19 protein-coding genes, 2 tRNA genes and 1 pseudogene are annotated in these 22,877 nt (G+C 64.6%); 12 read left to right on the top strand and 10 right to left on the bottom strand.

Annotated features, from left to right (window positions below; translation table 11 throughout):
* The first annotated feature begins 190 nt into the window (after window positions 1–190).
* On the top strand, window positions 191–1,384 hold the full coding sequence (locus DK926_RS17280) for an Ig-like domain-containing protein (protein WP_114331429.1): 1,194 nt from the start codon (window positions 191–193) through the stop codon (window positions 1,382–1,384).
* Here the strand turns inward: DK926_RS17280 and DK926_RS17275 are convergent.
* From DK926_RS17275 to orn, 3 genes are all read right to left on the bottom strand, one after another.
* A complete protein-coding gene (locus tag DK926_RS17275; protein WP_114331428.1) occupies window positions 1,381–2,133 on the bottom strand; it encodes a M23 family metallopeptidase in 753 nt (250 codons plus the stop codon). The two genes, DK926_RS17280 and DK926_RS17275, sit on opposite strands and share 4 nt — an antisense overlap.
* Before the next feature lie 305 nt (window positions 2,134–2,438).
* Window positions 2,439–2,514: transfer RNA gene (locus DK926_RS17270), tRNA-His, on the bottom strand.
* Between the two features lie 87 nt (window positions 2,515–2,601).
* Window positions 2,602–3,204: an oligoribonuclease gene (orn, locus tag DK926_RS17265; protein ID WP_084423536.1), complete on the bottom strand. Its 603-nt coding sequence runs from the start codon at window positions 3,202–3,204 to the stop codon at window positions 2,602–2,604.
* Window positions 3,205–3,303: 99 nt separating this feature from the next.
* Here orn and DK926_RS17260 point away from each other — a divergent pair.
* Window positions 3,304–5,059, top strand: a pseudogene (locus DK926_RS17260) (helicase HerA-like domain-containing protein).
* A 56-nt stretch (window positions 5,060–5,115) separates the two neighbouring features.
* On the opposite strand, the gene cmrA reads toward DK926_RS17260, so the two are convergent.
* Genes cmrA through DK926_RS17245 form a run of 3 tightly spaced genes read right to left on the bottom strand, consistent with a single transcriptional unit; the run spans window position 5,116 to window position 8,504 of the window.
* Window positions 5,116–5,919 carry a mycolate reductase gene (gene cmrA / locus DK926_RS17255; protein WP_114331427.1) on the bottom strand — a complete coding sequence of 268 codons (804 nt, stop codon included), beginning with the start codon at window positions 5,917–5,919 and terminating at the stop codon, window positions 5,116–5,118.
* A 24-nt stretch (window positions 5,920–5,943) separates the two neighbouring features.
* The gene (locus DK926_RS17250; RefSeq protein ID WP_114331426.1) at window positions 5,944–8,007 is read right to left on the bottom strand and encodes an NADPH-dependent 2,4-dienoyl-CoA reductase; all 2,064 of its coding nucleotides are present in this window, start codon (window positions 8,005–8,007) and stop codon (window positions 5,944–5,946) included.
* Window positions 7,977–8,504, bottom strand: coding sequence for a PadR family transcriptional regulator (locus DK926_RS17245; RefSeq protein WP_114331517.1), 528 nt, complete (start codon window positions 8,502–8,504; stop codon window positions 7,977–7,979). Before DK926_RS17245 ends, DK926_RS17250 begins: the two co-directional genes overlap by 31 nt.
* A 124-nt stretch (window positions 8,505–8,628) precedes the next feature.
* Here DK926_RS17245 and DK926_RS17240 point away from each other — a divergent pair, with 124 nt between their 5' ends.
* A complete protein-coding gene (locus tag DK926_RS17240) occupies window positions 8,629–9,948 on the top strand; it encodes an MFS transporter (RefSeq protein ID WP_114331425.1) in 1,320 nt (439 codons plus the stop codon).
* Here DK926_RS17240 and DK926_RS17235 read toward each other — a convergent pair.
* Complete coding sequence (locus tag DK926_RS17235; RefSeq protein ID WP_114331424.1) at window positions 9,945–10,775, bottom strand: alpha/beta hydrolase; 831 nt, start codon at window positions 10,773–10,775, stop codon at window positions 9,945–9,947. The two genes, DK926_RS17240 and DK926_RS17235, sit on opposite strands and share 4 nt — an antisense overlap.
* Window positions 10,772–11,413, bottom strand: a complete 642-nt coding sequence (locus DK926_RS17230; protein ID WP_114331423.1) for a TetR family transcriptional regulator — start codon at window positions 11,411–11,413, stop codon at window positions 10,772–10,774. The genes DK926_RS17235 and DK926_RS17230 overlap by 4 nt, the downstream gene beginning before the upstream one ends.
* Before the next feature lie 211 nt (window positions 11,414–11,624).
* On the opposite strand from DK926_RS17230, the gene DK926_RS17225 reads away from it, so the two are divergent.
* The 4 genes from DK926_RS17225 to DK926_RS17210 all read left to right on the top strand — a co-directional run bounded on the left by DK926_RS17225 (window position 11,625) and on the right by DK926_RS17210 (window position 15,546).
* Window positions 11,625–12,734: a ferredoxin reductase gene (locus DK926_RS17225; protein ID WP_114331516.1), complete on the top strand. Its 1,110-nt coding sequence runs from the start codon at window positions 11,625–11,627 to the stop codon at window positions 12,732–12,734.
* Between the two features lie 31 nt (window positions 12,735–12,765).
* Window positions 12,766–13,950 (top strand): acyl-CoA desaturase, encoded by a 1,185-nt coding sequence (locus tag DK926_RS17220; RefSeq protein WP_114331422.1) that lies wholly within the window; start codon window positions 12,766–12,768, stop codon window positions 13,948–13,950.
* Window positions 13,951–14,000: 50 nt separating this feature from the next.
* Complete coding sequence (locus tag DK926_RS17215; protein ID WP_068423860.1) at window positions 14,001–14,246, top strand: hypothetical protein; 246 nt, start codon at window positions 14,001–14,003, stop codon at window positions 14,244–14,246.
* Between the two features lie 169 nt (window positions 14,247–14,415).
* The gene (locus DK926_RS17210) at window positions 14,416–15,546 is read left to right on the top strand and encodes a PucR family transcriptional regulator (protein ID WP_114331421.1); all 1,131 of its coding nucleotides are present in this window, start codon (window positions 14,416–14,418) and stop codon (window positions 15,544–15,546) included.
* A gap of 29 nt (window positions 15,547–15,575) precedes the next feature.
* On the opposite strand, the gene DK926_RS17205 is transcribed toward DK926_RS17210, so the two are convergent.
* Window positions 15,576–16,178, bottom strand: coding sequence for a YdcF family protein (locus DK926_RS17205; protein WP_243636867.1), 603 nt, complete (start codon window positions 16,176–16,178; stop codon window positions 15,576–15,578).
* A 271-nt stretch (window positions 16,179–16,449) separates the two neighbouring features.
* On the opposite strand from DK926_RS17205, the gene DK926_RS17200 reads away from it, so the two are divergent.
* The 3 genes from DK926_RS17200 to DK926_RS17190 all read left to right on the top strand — a co-directional run bounded on the left by DK926_RS17200 (window position 16,450) and on the right by DK926_RS17190 (window position 19,858).
* Window positions 16,450–16,522: transfer RNA gene (locus DK926_RS17200), tRNA-Arg, on the top strand.
* 94 nt (window positions 16,523–16,616) lie between these two features.
* The gene (locus DK926_RS17195; RefSeq protein WP_114331419.1) at window positions 16,617–17,756 is read left to right on the top strand and encodes an XdhC/CoxI family protein; all 1,140 of its coding nucleotides are present in this window, start codon (window positions 16,617–16,619) and stop codon (window positions 17,754–17,756) included.
* Window positions 17,757–17,827: 71 nt separating this feature from the next.
* The gene (locus DK926_RS17190) at window positions 17,828–19,858 is read left to right on the top strand and encodes a cytochrome c oxidase assembly protein (RefSeq protein ID WP_114331418.1); all 2,031 of its coding nucleotides are present in this window, start codon (window positions 17,828–17,830) and stop codon (window positions 19,856–19,858) included.
* A gap of 1 nt (window position 19,859) precedes the next feature.
* Here the strand turns inward: DK926_RS17190 and DK926_RS17185 are convergent, their stop codons facing one another.
* Window positions 19,860–20,285 (bottom strand): MarR family transcriptional regulator, encoded by a 426-nt coding sequence (locus DK926_RS17185; protein ID WP_114331514.1) that lies wholly within the window; start codon window positions 20,283–20,285, stop codon window positions 19,860–19,862.
* Window positions 20,286–20,369: 84 nt separating this feature from the next.
* On the opposite strand from DK926_RS17185, the gene DK926_RS17180 reads away from it, so the two are divergent.
* Entirely contained in the window at window positions 20,370–22,199 is a 1,830-nt protein-coding gene (locus tag DK926_RS17180) for an ABC transporter ATP-binding protein (protein WP_279387093.1), read from the top strand.
* Between the two features lie 37 nt (window positions 22,200–22,236).
* Window positions 22,237–22,857 (top strand): YigZ family protein, encoded by a 621-nt coding sequence (locus DK926_RS17175; protein WP_243636866.1) that lies wholly within the window; start codon window positions 22,237–22,239, stop codon window positions 22,855–22,857.
* The last annotated feature ends 20 nt before the right edge of the window (window positions 22,858–22,877 follow it).

Genomic DNA, 22,877 nt, shown 5'->3' with positions numbered 1-22,877 from the left:
GTGACGCGTCATCACGCCGATTGCGGGTGTTGATGACGTAACACGAACCCCGAACATGCCGATTGGTATTGGAACGTTACTCGAACTCACGGCATTTCAGTTGGAGACGCAGGCTGCGAGCTGGCAATATCCTCCCGGAATGTCCGATTCGGTACGTGCGTAATCGGTTGGTGTGGAAGTGGGGCGGTTCATGAAGGTCTGGCGCGGAACGGTACTCGGCGCTGTCGCGGCACTCGCTGCGGTAGCTGTCCTGTCCGCTTGTGGAACGACGACGGAGACGACCGAGGCGGTAGCTCCGATCGATTCGAACCCCATTGCCGAGCTCATGAAGCCGAAAGTGAGCTCCACCGTTGCCGACGGTGCCGTCGGATTCTCGCCCGCCGACCCGGTGACCGTGTCGGTGACCGACGGCAAGCTCGGATCCGTGACGATGCTCAACCCCGACGGCAAGGTCGTGTCAGGGGCGATCGCGCCGGACGGGCTGTCGTGGACCAACACCGAACCGCTCGGCTACAACCGCGAATATCGTGTCCAGGCCGACGCGTACGGCCTCGGCGGAGCGTCGAGCACCGTCACCAGCTTCACCACGAGTCAGCCGGGGAACTTCACCAAGCCGTACCTGCTGCCGTCCGACGGGGAGGTCGTCGGAATCGGCCAGCCCGTCGCGGTGCAGTTCGACGAGACCATCACCGACAAGATCGCCGCGCAGAACGCCATCCAAGTGACCACGACGCCACCCGTCGAGGGCGCGTTCTACTGGGTCAACGACCGCGAGGTTCGCTGGAGGCCGCAGAACTACTGGGCGTCGGGCACCCGCGTCGACGTTGCGGTCAACGTCTACGGCCGCGACCTCGGTGACGGAATCTACGGGCAGGAGAACGCCACCGCGTCGTTCACCATCGGTGACGCCGTCGTCGCCACGGCCGACGACAACACCAAGCAGGTCACGTTCAATGTGGGCGGCCAGGACGTCATCACGATGCCGACGTCGATGGGCAAGGACAGCACGCCGACCGACAACGGGGTCTACATCATCGGCGATCGATTCGATCACCTGGTCATGGATTCGTCGACGTACGGTGTGCCGGTCAACTCGGCTGCCGGCTACCGCACACCCGTCGACTGGGCGGTGCGGATGTCCTACAGCGGCATCTTCTTCCACTCTGCGCCGTGGTCGGTCGGGCAGCAGGGCTACTCGAACGCCAGCCACGGCTGCCTGAATCTCAGCCCGACCAACGCCAAGTGGGTCTACGACAACACCAAGCGCGGGGACATCGTCGTCGTCAAGAACACCGTGGGTGGCACCCTGTCCGGGGTCGACGGTCTCGGCGACTGGAACATCCCGTGGGATCAGTGGAAGGCAGGCAACGCGACTGCGGTCTAGTCGCCGTCGTCCTTCTGGTACCGCGCGGGATCGATGCCGAGGGTTTTCAGGTAGGCGACGGGTTCGATGCTTGACCCGTTGTTCCTCACCTCGAAGTGCAGATGCGGGCCGGTGGAATTGCCGGTGCTTCCGACCGACCCGATGCGGTCGCCTGGTTGCACGGTGTCTCCGACGGAGACATCGATGTCCGATTGGTGTCCGTAATAGGTGACCGTGTTGCCGCTCTTGATCCGCACGAGGTTCCCGTACCCGTCACCCGCGTCACCCGCCTGTTCGACGGTTCCTCCCGTCACGGCATAGATCGCGGTTCCCGACGGTGCTGCGAAGTCGACGCCCTGGTGGAACTGAGCGCCGTTGCCGGTCGGATTGTTTCGTCCGCCGTATCCGGAGCTGATGTCGTAGCTACGCGCCGGGAGCGGCAGAATCGATCCACCCAGGCCGACGGACGGGGGAGCGGCTTCCACCTCCGGCGTCGAATCCTCCGACTCGTCCGTCGTGTCGGGTGTCGGTCCGAAGTCCGAGTCGAGAATGACGGCGGCAACCTCGTTGATGAGCACGCCCGTCGCATCCAGGACCGCAGTGAGAATTGCCGCGCGCTGTTGTGCGTCGGGCTGCGGGATCGGGATCTCGGGCAGATCGATGGTCGGCTGCGCTGTGGCCACGGCAGGGTTGATCAGACCCGCCCCGCCGAGGCACAGCGCTGCCGACAACACCGAACCTGCGATCACCGTGTGCATTCGTCGACCCACGTGACGTACCTCCTCGTCTCTGCCCGCACGCGTACGGCGGGCTTCGAACTGCTGGCGACGCGTTTGGGGGCACGACAAATCAGAGCCGCGTGATCACAGCTTCAACATCGGTACTTTTCTTCCCCAAAAGTGCCATCAGTAACCGTACGTCACATCAATCACATGCGAAACTCGAAAGTTGAATTACAACAAGGTAATTCACGATTTTCGACTGTGTGTGCGAATGCGTGGCGGGTGGTGATCGGTGCCTGCTTGCGACACAAAAAAGCCGGCCTCCGTGCGGAGACCGGCTTTCTTGCTCTCGATGGGGTGAGTGACGGGACTCGAACCCGCGACACCCAGGATCACAACCTGGTGCTCTACCAGCTGAACTACACCCACCATAGCTACGTCTTCTTCGCCCGTTCAGGCTCTGTTTCAGCAGCGACGACAATATTAGCGGTTCGGTTCCCAGGTTCCTAATCGCCCCTACGACTGCGTGTCGAGACCCTCGACGATTGCTGCAATGTCGCTGGTGGAGGGGCCGGGCTGAGGTACGAAGACCGTCTGGCGGTAGTACTTCAGCTCCTTGATCGACTCCTTGATGTCGGCGAGGGCGCGGTGCGCGAGCCCCTTCGTCGGCTGACCGAAGTAGATCCGCGGGTACCAGCGACGCGACAGTTCCTTGATGGAGCTGACGTCGATCATGCGGTAGTGCAGGTAGGTGTCCAGGTCGGCCATATCACGCGCGATGAATCCGCGGTCCGTCGCGATGGAGTTGCCGGCGAGCGGAACCGTCGACGCCACGGGCACGTGTTCGCGGATGTAGTCGAGGACCTGTTTCTGCGCCTCCTCGATGGTGACCGTCGAGGCACGTACCTCCTCGGTGAGACCGGATTTGGCATGCATCTTCTTCACGACGTCGGGCATGCCCGCCAGCGCTTCGTCGTCGGCGTGAATGACGATGTCGACGCCCTCGCCGAGAATTTCGAGCTCGCTGTCGGTGACGAGCGCCGCAATCTCGATGAGTTTGTCCTTCGACAAATCCAAACCGGTCATTTCGCAATCGATCCACACAAGTTTGTCCTGCACGACAGACACACTAGTGCGCACGGCCGGTCCCTATGGTGTGCGGTGATGATCGACAGTGTGTAATCAGCGGGGCGCGTTCGTTTCAGAGGGAGTGGAGACATGTCGGTCGATCCGAATCAGCCGAGCAGCACCGAAACGTCGACGCCGGCGGAACGGGCGAAGGCAGCGAAGGCCGCGGCGGTCGAGGCCGCCCGGATCGCACAGGAGGCGGCTGCTGCTGCGGAGGCGGCGGAAGCGGCTGCAGCAGCGGCAGAAGCCGAGGAGAAGCAGGCTCGGAGCACAACCGATCCGGCTGTGCAGAACGACGTCGCCGCAACGATCGCAGCCGGGTACGCGACATCGGGCGCCGCACTCGAACTCGGAACGGTGATGGTCGACGGCGTCGTCGACCCGTCGGCGCGCATTCGCATCCCGTTGGCGACGTTGAACCGGCACGGACTCGTCGCGGGTGCGACGGGAACCGGTAAGACGAAGACGCTGCAGGGCATCGCCGAGCAGCTGTCCGCGGCGGGCGTGCCCGTCGTCATGGCCGACATCAAGGGAGACCTGTCGGGCCTGTCGGCGATGGGCGCGGACAACGAGAAGATCCGGGCTCGTGCCGTCGAGTGCGGTGAAGCGGAATGGCAGCCGACCGCGTACCCGACCGAATTCCTGTCGCTGGGGACCGACGGAATCGGCATTCCCGTCCGCGCGACCATCACCGCGTTCGGCCCGATTCTGCTTAGCAAAGTGTTGCAGCTCAACAAGACTCAAGAGTCCACCCTCGGCCTGATCTTCCACTGGGCGGACAAGCAAGGACTGGCGCTGCTGGACCTGAAGGACCTTCGAGCCGTCATCGCCCACCTGACGTCCGACGAGGGCAAAGCCGACCTGAAGGGTATCGGGGGGGGTGTCGGCGGCCACGGCGGGCGTCATCCTTCGCGCGCTCGTCAATCTCGAGGCGGACGGTGGCGACACGTTCTTCGGCGAACCCGAGCTCGACACCGAGGACCTTCTGCGTGTCGGTGCCGACGGCAGAGGCGTCGTCACGTTGTTCGAACTCGGTTCGCAGGCAGCACGCCCGGTCATGTTCTCGACATTCCTGATGTGGGTGCTGGCCGACCTGTTCCAGACGCTCCCCGAAGTGGGCGACATCGACAAGCCCAAGGTGGTCTTCATCTTCGACGAGGCGCACCTTCTGTTCGCCGACGCGTCGAAGGCGTTCCTCGAACAGGTGGAGCAGACCGTCAAGCTGATCCGGTCGAAGGGCGTCGGCGTCGTCTTCTGCACGCAGCTGCCCACCGACGTCCCCAACGAGGTTCTCTCGCAGCTCGGTGCGCGAGTCCAGCATGCTCTGCGCGCGTTCACACCCGACGATCAGAAGGCGCTCACCAAGACGGTGCGCACCTACCCGAAGACCGATACCTACGACCTCGAGGAAGCGCTGACGTCACTGGGCACCGGCGAAGCGATCGTGACGGTCCTGTCCGAGAAGGGAGCGCCGACGCCCGTGGCGTGGACCAGGATTCGGCCGCCGCGCTCGCTGATGGACACCATCGGGAACGACGCGATCACCGAGGCCGCGTCGGCGAGCGCCTTGAACGGTAAGTACCGCACCACGATCGATCGTGAGTCGGCCTACGAAAAGCTCGCAGCCCGTGTCGTCGACGTGCCTGCACCCGACGAGACATTCGACATCCCGTCGTTGCCCGCCGACCTTCCCGACCTGCCACCCCCGGCGCCCGAGGGGCCGTCCGCGGCCGAACGGATCATGAGCAACCCGGCGGTCAAGAGCTTCCTGCGATCGGCGGCTTCGGCTGCGGGGCGGGAGATCTCGCGCAGCATCTTCGGGACGGGGCGTAGGCGTAAGCGCTGACGCACTCGTGAGTGCGAATGTAGAGCCCGCTCTACATTCGCACTCACGAGTGGGCGTCAGCTGCCGAGTTTCTTGTAGAAACTGCCGATGATCGGCGCCGAGATGGCGCGCGGGCTGTACTGACCGGCCACGGACATGCCCTTGCTGATCAAGCCGGGTACGACGCGCATCTTGTTCTTGGCCAACGAATCCAGCGACAGCTTCGCGGTGTAGGCGCTGTCGATCCACAGGAAGCCGGGGACCAACTTGTCGACGATCGACGCGTCGGCGGGGTCGGGAGTCTCGGTGCGGACCGGACCAGGTGCGAGCAGCGTGACGTTCACGCCGCTGCCTTTCAGCTCGTCGCGCAGTGATTCCGAGAACGTGTTGGCGAACGCCTTCGTCGCCGCGTATGTCGCGTTGTTCGGGATTGCCATGTTGCCGGCCGCCGAGCCGACGATCAAAATTCCGCCGCTGCGTCGGGCAACCATCCCGGGCAGAACCGCGAGGGTCAGATCGTGGACGGTGACCGCGTTGAGTTCCACCTGCGCTCGCTCGTACGACGGGTCCAGGTTCGCGACCGGCCCGAACGTCGCGATGCCCGCGTTGTTGCACAGGATGCTGATCTCGCGCTCGGCAAGCTCGTCGGTGAACGGCTTGCGCGCATCACGGTCCGACAGGTCCACGACGCGCACGTCGACGGTTACGCCGTGGTCCGCGCGCAACGTGGCGGCCAGTTTCTCGAGGAGGTCGCCGCGTCGGGCAGCGATGATCAGGGAATGGCCTCGGGCGGCCAGTTCGGTCGCCAACGCCTCTCCGATTCCGGAGGAGGCGCCGGTGACGACGGCGCGGGCTTCGGGTGCAGGACTCGGCAGGCTCACGGTCAGCCAGGGTAATGGATGCGGTCACAACCGTGCGGCGAGGCGTGTGCCCTGCTCGATCGCGCGTTTGGCGTCCAGCTCCGCGGCCAGGTCGGCGCCGCCGATGACATGCGTCGTCACGCCTGCTGCGTCGAGGTCGTCGGCGATATCGCGTACCGATTCCTGGCCCGCGCAGACGACGATCGTGTCGACGTCGAGCACGCGCGGCTTCTCGTGCTTCTCGCCGAAGGAGATGTGCAGTCCGTCGTCGTCGATGCGCTCGTAGTTGACGCCGGAGATCTCGTGCACGCCCTTGGCCTTCAGCGCAGCGCGGTGGACCCAGCCGGTGGTCTTCGCGAGACCTGCCCCGATGCGGCCCTTCTTCCTCTGCAGGAGAAAGACCTCACGGGGCGACGCCGCAGGCACGGGCGTCGTCAACGCGCCGGGCGCGGCCTCGGGTTCGGTGACGCCCCATTCTTGTTTCCATTCCTTCAGATCGAGCGTGGGGGAGACGTCGGTGGTGAGGAATTCGGAGATGTCGACGCCGATGCCGCCCGCACCGATGACCGCGACGCGATCACCCACCGGTTTTCCGTGCTCGACGACGTCGGCGTACGACAGCACCGATGGGTGATCGATGCCTGGAATCGACGGGATGCGGGGGACGACACCGGTTGCGACGACAACCTCGTCGAACTCGCCGTCCACGAGCTCCGCTGCCGTGACGCGCCGACCGAGATGGAGGGTGACGTCGGCATCGCGCAGCGCAGTGGTGAAGTAGCGGATCGTCTCGGAGAACTCTTCCTTGCCCGGGATGCGTTGTGCGATACCGAATTGACCACCGAGACCGGGACGTGCCTCGAACAGGCTGACGGAATGCCCGCGGCGCGCGCACTCGAGCGCAGCGGACAGACCTGCAGGGCCTCCGCCGACGACCGCCACCTTCTTGGTGCGCTTCGCGGGGAGCAGCTTCAACTCGACCTCACGGCCGGCCCGGGGGTTGACCAGGCAGGACACGTTCTTGTGGACGAATGCATGATCCAGGCACGCCTGATTGCACGCGATGCAGGTGTTGATGGCGTCGGCGTCGTCCGCTTCGGCCTTGCGCACCCAGAACGGGTCGGCGAGCATGGGGCGAGCCATCGAAATCAGTTGAGCGTCACCGCGAGCGAGGATGTTCTCGGCGATGTCGGGCATGTTGATGCGGTTCGACGCCGCCACCGGGATGTCGACGTGCTTGTCGAGTTTGCCGGTGATGTCGGCGAATGCGCCACGAGGTACCGAGGTCACGATGGTCGGGACACGCGACTCGTGCCAGCCGATGTCGGTGTTGATGACGTCGACGCCCACACGTTCGAGATCCTGTGCGAGAGAGACGATCTCGTTCCAACTTTGTCCGCCTTCGACAAGGTCGGCCATCGACAATCGGAACATCACCAGAAAGTCGTCTCCGACGGCGCTGCGGATTCCTCGTGCGATCTCGACGGCGATGCGTCGGCGCTTCTCTGGGCTGCCACCCCATTCGTCGCGTCGGCGGTTGGTGCGCTCGGACAGGAACTGGTTGATGAAATAGCCCTCGCCGCCCATGATTTCGACGCCGTCGTATCCCGCGGATTGGGCGAGCCGCGCGCATCGAACGAAATTCCTGATCTGCCATCGCACCCCTCGAGACGTCAACCTTCGAGGGCGAAAAGGATTGATAGGAGCCTTGATCGACGACGCCGACACACTGAACGGCTGGTAGGAGTATCGACCCGCATGCAGAATCTGCAGAGCGATCTTGCCGCCTTCACGGTGCACGGCCTCGGTGACGCGGCGGTGTCGGCGTGCTTCCAGTCTGTTCGTCAACTTCGCGCCGAACGGGAGCAGCCAACCCGTTCGGTTGGGCGCATAACCGCCGGTGACGATGAGCGCGACGCCCCCGCGTGCCCGCTCGGCGAAGTACTCGGCGAGGCGGTCGATGTCGCGCGCACGGTCCTCCAAGCCGGTGTGGATGGACCCCATGATCACACGGTTCTTCAATGTCGTCCTGCCGACATTGAACGGGGACAACAGAATCGGATACCTGCTCGCCCCGGTCACAGTCTCTCCAGAATCTCGTCGCACCATTGCGTGAACCCCTCCTCGACTCGAATTCCGCCCCGCAGCACCAGGTATTGATGCAATGCGGCTCCCTCCACGCTTTCCGGTGACGGAAAGTCCCGCTTTTCGATCAGTCGATACATCTCCAGGCGCTCGGAATGCACCTGGCGGTGGCGTCTGACCTCGGCTCTCACTGCCTCGACGTCGCCGAGTGCGGTACCCCTGATCTTCACGGCCAGTTCGTCCCGTAGGCGGCTCGGGTCGGTGGGCTCGGCGATCCAGCGATCCAGCTCGGCCCGGCCCGCGTCGGCGACGGAGTAGACCTTCTTGTCGGGTCGGCCGTCTCGGGAAACAACGGTGCCGGCGACCCAGCCAGCCGCGTCCATCCGCGTCAACACGCGGTAGATCTGCTGGTGGGTGGCGCTCCAGAAGAAGCCGATCGACTTGTCGAAGCGGCGGGCAAGCTCGTATCCCGAGCCGGACTGCTCGGAAAGGGACACCAGAATCGCATGTTCGAGAGCCACGGGCATCAGTATGTATGCAACGAGGTGAGTATGCAACTAGTTGCATGTTCGCAGAAATACATAGAGGGCTATGTATTGCCGCGCACGTGCGCCGGAGGCGCCTGCCTGGCTTAGGCTTCGACACATGAGTGCACAGGCGGATGCCGTAGTCGGCGTCGCGACCACCCGCAAGCAGGTATTCGCCTGGGGGATATGGGATTGGGGATCGGCGGCGTTCAACGCGGTGATCCTGACGTTCGTGTTCTCGGTCTACCTGACCGATGCCGTGGGCGACGACCTACCCGGTTCGATCTCGGCGACGTCGTGGTTCAGCTGGGCAATCGGACTGTCGGGCGTCGTGATCGCCGTTCTCGCACCGATTTCCGGCCAACGATTCGACGCGCGAGGAAAGCGCAAGCAGTCACTGGCGATCCTGACCGGCCTGACCGTCGCGAGCATGGCTGGCCTGTTCTTCGTTCGCGACGACTACCACTACCTGTGGCTCGGTCTGGTTCTCCTCGCTGCCGGATCGATCCTGTTCGAGCTCGCCAGCATTCCCTACAATTCGATGCTTCGGCAGGTCTCGACGCCCCAGAACATCGGGCGCGTCTCCGGATTCGGTTGGTCGATGGGGTATTTCGGCGGCATCGTGCTGTTGCTCGTATGTTACTTCGGGTTCATCACCGGTGACGGCGACACCCGAGGTCTGCTCGGGTTGACCACCGACGGTGGCCTCAACATCCGTCTCGTCGCGTTGCTCGCGGCCGTGTGGTTCGCGGTGTCGGCAATTCCGGTGTTCTTCGCCGTACCCGAGATGCCGTCCACGAGTGCCGACCCCGGCGCCGCGAAGGCCGGGTTGGTCGAGTCCTACAAGGTATTGTTCCGCGACTTACGCGAACTGTGGGCCGCCGACCGCCGCAGCGTCTACTTCCTCGTCGCGAGTGCACTGTTCCGCGACGGACTGGCAGGCGTCTTCACCTTCGGAGCCGTACTCGCCGTCAGCGTGTACGGCATCGGAACCGCTGATGTGCTGCTGTTCGGTGTGGCTGCGAACGTCGTCGCCGGTCTGGGTGCGGTGACGGCAGGGCGGTTCGACGACCGAGCCGGGCCCAAGGCCGTCATCGCGTTCTCACTTGCGTCGATGATCGTCGCGGGGATCGTGCTGCTGTTCGTGTCCGGACCCGTTCTGTTCTGGATCTTCGGACTGATTCTGTGTTTGTTCGTCGGCCCGGCGCAGTCGTCGTCGCGTACCTTTCTCGCTCGTCTGGCGCCTCCAGGACGGGAAGGTCAATTCTTCGGGCTCTACGCGACGACGGGCCGCGCGGTGTCGTTCCTCGCGCCGACGATGTTCGGGCTCTTCGTGTGGTTGTTCGACGCCGACCGAGCCGGGATCGGTGGTCTGATCCTCGTACTCGTCGTCGGACTGGCCGCCCTGATGGCGGTCCGGGCGCCCGACAGGGTCTAGACGGCGCGGACGCGGGTGAGGATCTCGTCGGCGAGCCGCGCGGGCGCTTCCTCCGGAACCCAGTGGGACACCCCGTCGAGTTCGACGAACGAGTAGGGCGCGTCGACGAATTCGCCGCACCGCTCGGCTGCCGCGCGTCCGATCGCCGAGTCCTGATTGCTCCAGACGTACGTCGTCGGCACGCGGACCGGTTCGAGTGAGCCGAACGCGTTGGTCATCGCGCGATACCAGTTCAGTGCGGCGGTCAGCGCGCCCGGTTGACTCAGGTGCTCGACGTAACGGTCGTCGAGACTTCGGTCGGAGAACATCGCCCGCAGGCGGGCCCCGTCGTTCTCGAGCAGCACCCTCTCGGCTTTGCCTTCCTGGCGCAGCAAGCCGATGTATTCGGATCGCTCCTGCTGATCTTCGTCGTGACGTAGCGCCCACCCGAACGCAGCCGTGTGCGGAACGGAAACTGCTGTCAGCGAACGCACGCGGTCGGAATGGTGTGCTGCCAGTTGCCATGCAACCGCAGCACCCCAGTCGTGTCCGACGATGTGTGCCGAGTCGAGATCGAAGGCGTCGAGCAGACCGAGAACGTCACCGACCAGCTTGTCCGACGCGTACGCGTCGACCCCGGCGGGACGCGCGCCGGGGGAGTAACCCCGTTGGTCGGGTGCGATGGTCCGCAGCCTGCCTGCCGTGAGATGCGGAACGACCGCATCCCAACACGCGGACGTCTGCGGAAAGCCGTGCAGCAGCACGGTCGGAAGGCCGTCGGCTGGACCTGCGACGAGCACGTCGAACTCGAGCTCGCCGAGGGTCACCGTCGTGGCGGTCGACGTCATGAACGATCCTCTCGACTGTGGTCGGGCTTCCAGGCTCCCATGCCGAGCACGACGAGGCGCACCTGTTGTTCCGTTCTGCGCACGAGGTCCTGCTCCTTGCGGCTGCCAGGCCTGTCGATCTCCAGCAGGCCTTCGGCGGCGGTGAGCATCGTCGACACGATCAGGTCGGCGGCCATCTCCAGGTCGTCCACGTTCCACGCCCGAAGGCCGGGCATGCGCGCCAGATCGATGGTCAGTTCGCTGACGAACATGCGCAGCTCGGTGGCGAACGCTCGACGCACCTCGGTGACTCCGCCGTAGCGCTCGCGCGCCAGGAAGCGAAACTGTTCTTCGTGGTTGCGCACCTGTCGGACCAGGATGCGCAGCGATTCCGACGCATTCTTGACGCTCGGATCCTTTCTGGCGTCCCGAAGCATCTGCCGGAGCATGCGCATCGAGTCCTCCACCAGTGCGACCCCGAGATCTTCCATCGACGCGAAGTGTCGGTAGAACGCCGTCGGGACGATGCCCGCGGACCTGCTGACTTCGCGGAGGCTGACGCTGGCGAACGACCGGTCACGCAGCAGCTCCAACGTGCCCTCGATGAGCGCTTGGCGCGTGCGTTCCTTCCGTTCGGCTCGCGTTCCCGGTTCCGTCACGACTGTCAGTTTATGGCTGTCCACTGATCGGTTGCCGCCGGCTCGGCGAAGACTTTTGTCGACGGGGTGACGTGTGTCACGTACAAGCGGGGGTGTACTTGCCATCACAGCATCGTTGACAGGTGCCCGTGATCGTCTGGCACACTTACTTCCAGTGCACATACGTACACTGAAACTTTCTCGGTTTCGACCCTGATCGGGAGGCGAGATGATGCTCGGACAGAAGTCGCGACGGTCAAGTCTTTTCGGAAGGTTCTCGGCGTTGTCGCTGTTCGAGGCCATGGCGTCGCCACACGAACTCGATCGCTACCTCGAGCTCGTGGACCCGATGACGACGGTGCGTGATCTGCGCGCCGAGGTCGTCGCAGTACATCGATCCACCGAAGACACCGTCACGTTGACTCTGCGTCCGACGTGGCAGTGGAAAGGGTTCGAAGCCGGTCAGTTCGTCCAGGTCGGTGTCGTCATCGACGGAGTCCGCCACACGCGGTGCTATTCGCCCGCCTGCTCGCAATATCGGTCCGACGGCCTCATCGAGATCACCGTCAAGGCGCATCCCGACGGTCTGGTCTCGGGTTATCTTCATCGCGCGGCAGCGCCCGGACTCGTCGTCAGCCTCTCGCAGGCGGACGGCACCTTCCGCGTTCCGACGCCTCGTCCGGCCCGGACACTGCTGATCAGCGGCGGAAGCGGCATCACGCCCGTGTTGTCGATGCTGAGGTCGCTGCTGGACGAGGGGTGCACCAGCGATCTCACTTTCGTGCACTACGCGTACACCGAACGGGACGTCGCCTATCGACGTGAACTCGACGAGATCGCCGATGCGTTTCCGGACGTGCGGATCGTGTATGCCTACACGGACCAGGATTCCGGTGGCGACCTGCACGGCTATTTCTCACGTGCACATCTCGACGAGGTCGCGCCGTGGTTCGAGGACGCAGAGACTTTCCTGTGCGGGCCGCCGGCCTTGATGCGGTCGGTCGCCGAGACGTACGACGACCTCGGTCTGTCGGATCGGTTGCACACGGAGGAATTCGCGGCGCCTGTCGTGGCCGTCGAAGAAGATGTGGACGGTACGCTCACCTTCGCGGAAAGCGGTGTCGTAACCGAGAATTCGGGTCGAACGTTGCTCGAACAGGCAGAAGACGCCGGATTGAGGTTCGAGTACGGCTGCCGCATGGGCATCTGCTTCACGTGCACGTCCGTGAAGAAGTCCGGGTGCACGAAAAACGTCAAGACGGGTGAAGTCGACGTCGAGCCGGACAAGGAGATCCAACTCTGCGTGTCGGTGCCCGTCGGCGACGTCGCGCTCGACATCTGAACCAGGACAATCCGGAACGGAGAACGATCTTATGTTCGGAATACCTTTTCCCACACTGTCTTTCCCGCTGTTCGGCGGTTCTCGCGCGGACACACCGCGGGATCTCGCGCCGACAGTGCTGTCGTACGAGCAGGTCCAGGAACTCGGGCGCGAACTCGACGAGCTGCGCGCCCGTACCGTCGCCAAGCTCGGCGACGAGGACCGCGAGTACATCTACAACATCGTCAAGACGCAACGTGGCTTCGAGATCGCCGGCCGCGCCATGATGTACATGCCGTTTCTTCCGCCGGTATGGCTGGCAGGCGTCGGTGCGCTCGGCATCTCGAAGATCCTCGACAACATGGAGATCGGGCACAACGTCATGCACGGCCAGTACGACTGGATGCGTGAACCAGGCTTCAATTCCCGTGTGTTCGAATGGGATACGGTGTGCCCGGCCGATCAGTGGAAGCATTCGCACAATTACATGCACCACACCTTCACCAACATCGTCGGCAAGGATCGCGACATCGGGTACGGAATTCTGCGCATGGACGAGGGGCAGAAGTGGAACCCGTACTACCTCGGCAATCCGGTCTATGCCTTTCTGCTCATGGTGTTCTTCGAGTGGGGCGTCATGTTGCACGATCTCGAGGCAGAGAACGTGATTCAGGGCAAGCGCAAATGGCACGACATCAAGCCGTTGCTGAAAGGCATGTGGCGCAAGGCCGGTCGCCAAGTGCTGAAGGACTATGTCGTCTTCCCCGCCCTGTCCGGGCCGTTCTTCGTCACCACGCTCGTCGGCAACGTCGGTGCGAATCTCATTCGCAATCTGTGGACCTACTCGATCATCTTCTGCGGGCACTTCCCGACTGGCGTCCAGACGTTCACCGAGGAAGAAACGGAGAACGAGTCGCGAGGGGAGTGGTACGTCCGTCAGATGTTGGGTTCGGCGAACATCGAGGGAAGTCCGCTGTTCCACATCATGTCGGGAAATCTGTCCCATCAGATCGAGCATCACCTGTTCCCGGATCTTCCTGCTCATCGGTACCCCGAGATCGCTCCCGAAGTGAAAGCTCTGTGCACCAAGTACGGTCTGCCGTACAACACCGGCGGCTTCTTCAAGCAGATCGGAACGGTGTGGGGCAAGATCTTCAAACTCGCTCTTCCCGATTCGCTGACCGGTTCGACACAGCATGTCGGTGTTATCGTCGAGCGCACGAAGGTTGCGGCCTGATCATGGCCGACATCGCCACAGTCGACAGACCTATGCGAGGGGACGAATCGGTGGTTGGCAAGTTCGAACGCAACAAGGACACCGTTCAGGAATTGACGGAATCGGCGGCCGGACACGTCGGCAAGATCGCCGTCATCATTGCTGGAGCCGTGCGTGATGTGACGCGGGAGATCGGGGACTGGATCTCCGACGGGATCGAGATGCGGGAAGCCGCGCGCAAGGCGCGGGACGACGCGTCCCTCGGTACCGTCATCGACGGCGAGTTCGAGCACCGCCGAGACATCGAGAATCGCTGAGCGAAACGACCGAGACCACCCGGCATCACGCCGGGTGGTCTTCGGGTGTCCACGGCCTTCCGAAACAAACTTCGAGAATGTTTGAATGCGTAATCGCGTACTTGCGGACCGTAAATTGCGTTACGGTATTCCCGACGCTCAGGCGCACGTCGAGAAAGGGTGATCCGACATGTTGGTGAACGTGGGGCCGCGACACTCCGATACGCCCGTCAGGCCCGAGGACGAATTCAGGTCGAGGTGCCGCGCAGTCGCCTCCTCCGCGCTCTCCGCGCGAAAGTTACCGGACCCCGGGCAGCTCGACGAGTTGTCACGCGTATCACGAGCGCTTGCGCGCAAGGGCGTTCCACTGCGAGCCGTACTGCACACGATGCATGTCGCAGCCGCGCAGGTACTTCGAGAGAAGGCGTCCACCGGCGACGCGTCTGTCGTCGACGGTGCGGTACTCATGGTCAGCGTCCTGGAAGCCGTGGGAACTGCGGTGTCGGGTGTCTACCTCGACAGCTGCGGATCGAGCACGGGGGAGCGTGATCGCACGCGTCGATTGACCGAGTCTCTGCTGGCAGGTGACGGGGAAAGCGTGCGTCTGGCGGCACGGGCGGGCGTTGCGATCGCGGCCGACTACGACGTCGTCTCGCTGTCTTTCGACGACGATCGCACCGGTCCCGGCGGGGAGGTCGTGGCGCAGAACGTTCTCGACCGCATCGAAGACGACGTGGCCCGGTTCGAGCCGGACGGGACGCTGATCTCGTTGGGTGGGCGCGGCGGTGTGGTGCTTCGGCCCGGTGGTGCACAGGGATCGGTAGAGAGCCTGGTCGGTCGCGTGGAGTCGCTGCTCGGACGTCGTGTGCTCGCCGCGACCGCATCCGCCAGAACGAACGACGTTCCGTCCACCGCGACTCACTGCCGTGAGTTGGTTTCGCTCGCACGCGGTTTGAACTATCGGTCGGGCGTATACCGCACTGCCGACATGGCGTTGGAATTTCAGCTGACGCGACCCGGACCCGGACGGGCGCGGATGCGGGCGCTGATCGATCCGCTCAGCGCGTCACCCGAACTCGTGCACACATTGCAGACGTTCATCTCCACCGAGGCCAACCGACGTGCGAGCGCGAAAGCTCTGTTTGTGCACCCCAATACGGTCGACTACCGACTGAAGCGGATCGAGACGCTCACGGGCGTCGACCCGCTCAGCCCTGTCGGCCTGATGGCTCTCCACGCGGCCTTGGTCGTCGACGCCCTGGAACGTGCGGAGAACCTCGACGTCCCGCCGCCGACCGGTGAGGTCGCCGAGGCGTCCTAGGCCCGGGCCGTCGGCAGCGTGGACGCCTGTCAGCCCGCGGAGATCACGCCGCTGACAGGCAGTCTGCCCGCCGTCGCGTTGCGGAAGTTCACCAGCGCACGTTCGACGTGATTCGGACTGGACACGACGACGATTCCCGACGTCCGCCGACCCGCCAGCAGCGTGACGGTGTTCGCGGCATTTTCGATGGTGGAACGTGATCGGTCCTCCTCCGTGATTCGGTGGGGCGCGATACCGTTGTCCACCAACCAGTTACGCATCGCGCGCGCCTCGGTCACCCCCGAACGCGGAACGCCGCCACTCGTGACGATGGGTGCCGCCGGATAGCGCCGGGCCAACGTCAACGCGGCGTTCAATCGGTCGACCAGCATCGGACGCATCGAACCATCGTCGTACAGGCCCGCGCCGAGAACCACGATGGTCGTGCCTGCCTGATCGATGTCCAGCATCAACGGTGCCTGCCTGGTGAGGAACTCGAACTGCGTACACCGGATGATCGCCTGCAGGTCGGCGGACTGGCATCCACCGACCGTCGACACGATGCCGTTGACGACCGTGATCGGTGTGATGTCGGCCTGCGCCGTCGCCGGCAACGACGCGAGTGCGAACGCGGCAGCGGCCGCCGCGAACACTCTCGACTTCTTGCCCCCGCGAACAGATTTCGTTGCCTTCGGACACGTTTCCCCCGCCATTGAGCAGCCCCCCGCCGCGTCGATGAATCGATCCCGAACCACTGTGGCAGGAGTGCAGGGTGTGAGACGCCGGAAGCGCGTTGTGACTGCTGACAACATCGTCCCGCGGTGCTATGACGGCGTCCAAGCGCAGTGTCCGCGGGACCTGCGAAACGCTCCGAACCGAGCGGGTACACTCATCAACCGTGCTCGGGCGGTCACGCCCGAGTCAGCCTCCGTAGCTCAGGGGATAGAGCAAGGGCCTTCTAATCCCTTGGTCGCAGGTTCGAATCCTGCCGGGGGCACTTCAGCTACACGCATTCTCCGTTTCGACTGCGCTCCGGGTGGGCATCAGTGTCGAGTTCGACAGTGCGACGACGTAGTCCGGAAGGGTGGCCGATGCGGGACGTCCTGGACGACTTGATCGCGATCTGGCGCGGTGGTGGGACCGCGGGGGTCGGCACCGTCGTGCGGACGTTCGAATCCGCTCCGCGTCCGGCGGGCGCCTCGATGGTCGTCGCACCCGACGGTTCCGTTCTGGGATCGGTGTCCGGCGGCTGCGTCGAAGGTGCGGTGTACGAGGTGGCGACGACGGCCACGACCACCGGTTCGCCCTCGTTGGAACGTTACGGGGTCAGCGACGACGATGCTTTCGCCGTCGGTCTCACGTGCGGGGGAGTGCTCGACGTGTTCGTCGAACCGGTCTCGCGCGCAACGTTTCCCGAACTCGACACCGTCGCGAACGCCGTCGCCGCGGATCACCCGGTCGCTGTCGCCACGATCATCGCGCATCCCGACCCGGACCGAGTAGGCATGCACCTCGTCGTGCGCGAGGCCCACGCGAACGGATCGCTCGGGTCCGCGAGGACGAACAACGCCGTCGTGGACGACGCTCGGGGACTGCTCGCGACGGGTGCCTCGGCCGTGCTGAGTTACGGGCCCGACGGTGAACGCCTCGGCGACGGGATGGACGTCTTCGTGGCGAGCTACGCGCCGCGCCCGCGCATGCTCGTGTTCGGCGCGATCGACTTCGCGGCCGCCGTCGCCGAACAGGGCGCGTTCCTCGGTTACCGCGTCACGGTCTGCGATGCGCGCGCGGTGTTCGCGACGCGCGCACGCTTCCCCTCCGCGGAGGAGGTGGTGGTCGATTGGCCGCATCGCTATCTCGACGCGCAGATCTCGACAGGCGCGGTGGATCGGCGAACCGTCGTGTGCGTGCTGACTCACGACCCCAAGTTCGACATCCCGTTGCTCGCTCGTGCTCTGCGGCACCGAGAGTTCGCCTACGTCGGGGCGATGGGTTCGCGTCGTACCCACGACGATCGCGTGGCGCGACTGAGGGACGAGGGGGTGACGGACGCGCAGCTGGCCGGACTGTCGAGCCCGATCGGACTCGACCTCGGCGCGCGTACCCCGCAGGAAACGGCGGTGTCGATCGCGGCGGAGATCGTCGCACGTCGGTGGGGCGGGTCCGGCGAGCCACTCGCGACGCGGCACGGCCGGATCCACCACGATTCGGCCGTGGCGCACGACACATGAACTACGACAGTGCGTAGCAGATCCGGGCGCTGGCTATCGACGCACTTCAGGGACGTCTTACTCTGGACTGCATGGCAGCACCCGAAGTACCACCCGCCGAACCGTCGTCGACCCCGAAAGCACAGTCGTCGACGTCCGTGTTCGCGACGGCAGGTGCGATCGCTGCCGTGGTGGCCGCGCTCGTCGTCACGTTGTCGGCGTCCGACGCGTTGGTGTTGCTCGGCATCCCGGATCCGGGTCCTGCCACGATCTACGGACTTCCGGCCGTGCGCGCTGCGGGAGAGATCGCCGCGTCGATCGCGATCGGGTCGTTCCTACTCGCGGCCTTCCTCGTGCCCCCACAGAAGAACGGTGTGCTCGACGTCGGCGGTTACCGGGCCGTGCGTACGGGCTCGATCGCTGCGATTGTCTGGGCGGCATGCGCACTCGTGCTGGTGCCACTGACGCTGTCGGACACTTCCGGTCAGCCGTTCCTCGTCGCACTGCAACCCGACAATCTGTGGGTTGCGCTCGATCAGGTCGAGATCGCCAGTGCGTGGCGATGGACGGCGATCCTGGCCGTCCTGCTCGCGATCGCGTCGAGGACGGTACTGCGCTGGTCGTGGACCCCGCTGCTGCTGGTGTTCGCGCTCGGCACGGTGATGCCCATCGCGGTGACGGGTCACTCGTCGTCGGGTGGGTCGCACGACGCCGCCACGAACAGCTTGATTCTGCATCTCGTCGCCGCGACGTTGTGGGCGGGTGGATTGTTCGCGGTACTGGCGCATGCCCGACGCGCGGGTGCACATACCGACGTCGCCGCCCGCAGGTTCTCTGCGGTCGCCACGGTCTGCTTCGTCGTCATGGGCGGCAGCGGTGTCATCAACGCGCTGGTCCGAGTTTCGGTCTCGGACCTGTTCACCACCACGTACGGCCTGCTCGTGGTCGGCAAGATCGTCGCGCTGATCGTCCTCGGATTCTTCGGGTGGATTCAGCGTCGACGCTCACTGCCCGCCCTCGTCGCGGACCCGCAGTCGCGCGGCGCACTGGTCCGCTTCGCCGGAGGCGAGGTCCTGATCTTCGCGGCGACGATCGGACTCGCCGTCGGACTTGGTCGGACACCTCCGCCGGCGAACATCGACCCGAATCTGTCGTTGACGGAGGCCGCACTGGGATACGACCTGGACGGGCCCCCGACGTTCGCTCGTCTCGCCCTCGACTGGCGCTTCGATCTGATCTTCGGCACGGCGTCGATCGTGTTGGCCGTCGTCTACCTGCTGGGCGTCCGACGCCTTCGCCGACGCGGCGACACGTGGCCGATGGGCCGCACGGCCGCATTCCTGCTCGGCTGTCTGACGATGCTGATCGGCACGTCGTCGGGCGTCGGTAAGTATTCGCCCGCGGTGTTCAGCGTGCACATGGGCGGACACATGGCGCTGTCGATGTTGGCTCCGGTGTTGCTCGCCCTCGGTGGTGCGTTGACGCTCGCGCTGCGCGCGCTGCCGGCAGCAGGCAAGGACGGTATCCCTGGTCCGCGCGAATGGCTGCTGCAGGCACTGCACAGCCCGGTCTCGCGGTTCCTGACGCATCCCATCGTCGCGGCAGCGCTGTTCGTCGGCGGCTTCTACGCGCTGTACCTCGGCGGAATCTTCGACGCGATTCTGGACAACCACTCGGCGCATCTGCTGATGAACGCCCACTTCATCCTCAGTGGCTATCTCTTCTACTGGGTCGTGATCGGTGTCGATCCGTCGCCGCGCCGCATCGAGCCCATCACCAAGTTGGCCATGGTGTTCGGGTCGCTGCCGTTCCACGCGTTCTTCGGTGTGGCACTCATGAGCATGAACACCGTGCTGGGCGGCTGGTACTACCGAACTCTGGGGCTGGACTGGAACGGCGACCTGATCGGCGACCAGCGACTCGGGGGAGGAATCGCCTGGGCCACCGGCGAGATCCCACTCGTCCTCGTCATGCTGGCGTTGCTCATCCAGTGGTCGCGGAGCGACGATCGCAACGCCAAACGCGTCGACCGCGCCGCCGAGCGGGACCACGACGCGGACCTCGCCGCGCACAACGCCATGTTCGCCGAGTTGGCGCGTCGGGACCGCGAAGCAGGACTTTAAGTCACGCAGACGCGGTGACTTTCGCAAGCAACCGCGCGAGTTCGACGCGTTCGGCGGGTTCGAGCCCGTCGAACACCAGGGCCGCGACGTCGCGACGCGCGGCGTCGATCGCCTGAAGGCGCCTGCGTCCGTCGTCGGTGAGCTCGACCAGCACTGCGCGCCGATCCGCTGGGTCGGGCGCACGGACGACGAGTTCGGCCTGTTCCAGCGAGTCGACGATGTCGGTGGCCGACCGCGCGACGATGCGCAACCGGTCGGCGAGTGCGCGCAGCCGGACCGGCTTCTCTTCGCGGGCGAGAACGTGCAGCGCGCGACTCTGCGACGGGTTCAGACCGAACGGCTCCAGCGCGTTCATGTGTGTATGGCGGATGCGCCGGGCAACGGCCATGAACGAGTCCGCGAGATTCGGTGTCTCCTCCGGGTGCATGTCCGACAGCATAGCGAGCGTTGCCTGCAACCTCTTATTGAGGTAACCTCTCCAATATGTTGCTCGATCATCATGGAGGTCTACTTGGTAAGCCCACAAACACATTCGACGTCCGCCGCCTCTGATCGCGGCTCATCCGACACGGCCCCGGTCGGACGAGTCCTCGGCCTGTTCCGCCCCTATCGGTTCCGCATCGCGGTCGTCTCCGCAATCATCGTCTTCAGCGCAGTCGTCGCCCTGGCGTCGCCGCTGCTGCTCCGCGAACTGCTCGATCACGCCATTCCCGATCGCGACGTCACACTCGTCACGCTGATCGCAGCAGGCATGATCGCGGTCGCAGTCGTCACCAATGTTCTCGGCGTCGTACAGACCTGGATGTCCAACGGCGTCGGACAGAAACTCATGCACGACCTCCGCGTGGCGGTCTACGGCCATCTGCAGAAGCAGTCCCTCGGGTTCTTCGCGAGAACTCGCACCGGGGAGGTGCAGTCGCGTATCGCCAACGACATCGGCGGCATGCAATCGGTCGTCACCAACACCGCGACGTCGATAGCGCAGAACGCGACGACGGTCGTGGCCACGGTCGTCGCCCTGTTCCTGCTGGATTGGCGCCTCGCGCTGTTCTCGCTCATGATCCTGCCCGTCTTCGTGCGCATCGCCCGACGCATCGGCAACGAGCGTCGAAAGATCTCGGGAACACGTCAGAAGTTGTTGAGCGAGTTGACAGTGCAGATCGAGGAATCACTGTCGGTCAGCGGGATTCTGCTCGGCAAGACTACCGGCTCCGGCGCCGTGCTGACCGAGCAGTTCGCAGACCGATCCGGCAAGGTCGCCGATATCGAACTCTCGGCGATGATGGCAGGCAAATGGCGGATGGCCAGCATGCAGATCAGCTTCGCGGTCATGCCGGCGCTCGTCTACTGGTTCGCCGGACTCACGATCGGGCACGGCAGCACGCTGAGCGTCGGCACGCTCGTCGCATTCACGACGCTGCAGACTCAACTCTTCCGTCCGACCATGCAACTGCTGAGCACCGGCGTCGACGTACAGTCGTCGCTCGCGCTGTTCGGTCGCGTCTTCGAGTACCTCGACCTCCCGATCGACATCGACGAGCCACAGACTCCGAAAGTGCTCGACAAGAACGAGATTCGAGGCGACGTGGCGTTCGACCACGTCCACTTCTCCTACGCCGGTGCGACGCGGCCGACGCTCGTCGACATCGACCTGGACGTCCCGGCCGGCTCCACCCTGGCGCTGGTCGGAGCGACCGGATCCGGGAAGACGACGCTCGGCAATCTGACCGCACGTCTGCACGATCCCGACGCCGGTGCCATCACGGTAGACGGCGTCGACTTGCGTGACATGAGCACTGCCACGGTCGCCGAGCTGGTGGGAGTGGTATCGCAGGAGACGTACCTGTTCCACGCCACGATTCGCGAGAACCTGCGGTTCGCAAAGCCCGATGCGACCGACGACGAGATCGAACAGGCAGCCAGGATCGCGCAGATCCACGAGTTCATCGAGGGCCTGGACGACGGGTACGACACGGTCGTCGGCGAACGCGGTTACCGCTTCTCCGGAGGTGAGAAGCAACGACTGTCCATCGCGCGCACGGTTCTTCGCAACCCGCCGATCCTGATTCTCGACGAGGCCACCAGTGCGCTGGACAACTCGACCGAACGTGCGCTGCAAGACGCATTGGAAAGTCTGATGACGGGACGCACCACGATTCTGATCGCCCACCGCCTGTCGACCGTGCGCACGGCCGACCGTATCGCCGTGCTCGATCACGGCCGCGTACTCGAATCCGGAACGCACGCAGAACTTCTCGCCGCGCGTGGGCCCTACTTCGAGCTGGCTCGGACGTCCGATGCCGCGATCGACCGCGAATTCGACGACGAACAGGCCGCGTAGAGTTCTCTGTTCTACAGCGAGAAGGAACGGAGTGGTCGTGGTGCGCACGGTGGCGTCGGCGGTGCGTGCCGAAGTGGAGATCAAGAAGTCGCGGTTCATCGCGATCGTCGCCCGTGCGGCCTCCGAAACGGAAGCGCGCGCGGTGATCGCGTCGAGGCGAAGCGCCGAACCTGCTGCGCGACATCATTGTTCGGCGTTCGTGTACGGAGACGTGCACCGAGTCGAGAGGTCGAGCGACGACGGTGAACCGGGCGGAACCGCGGGCACTCCGATGCTCGACGTTCTGCGCGGACACGACCTGACCAACGTCGTTGCCGTCGTGACGCGGTACTTCGGGGGAACGAAGCTGGGCACCGGTGGCCTGACGCGGGCGTACGGGGGAGCGGTCGCAGAGGCTCTCGGCGGTGCGTCGTTCCTGTACCGACACCGGCGAACGCTGATGCGCATCGAACTGCCGCACACCGATGCCGGGCGCGTCGAATCGGAGCTGAGGCGTCGCGACGTGGAAATCGTGTCTGTCGAGTACGGCGCTTCGGCCATGCTGACCGTGGCCGTCGCCGATACCGCGGACTTCGACGCGACCCTGGCGGATCTGACGGCGGGGACCGTGACGTCCGAACGGCTCGGAGAAACGTACGTCGAAACGTCCGCTCCGTAGCAGCGGACACCGACACGTTC

Origin of the sequence: Rhodococcus sp. Eu-32, from assembly GCF_003336925.1 — a bacterium.
Taxonomy (GTDB): Bacteria; Actinomycetota; Actinomycetes; order Mycobacteriales; family Mycobacteriaceae; genus Rhodococcoides; species Rhodococcoides kyotonensis_B.
The sequence above is the reverse complement of the archived record's forward strand: the minus strand, read 5'-3'. Positions and strand labels throughout refer to the sequence as shown.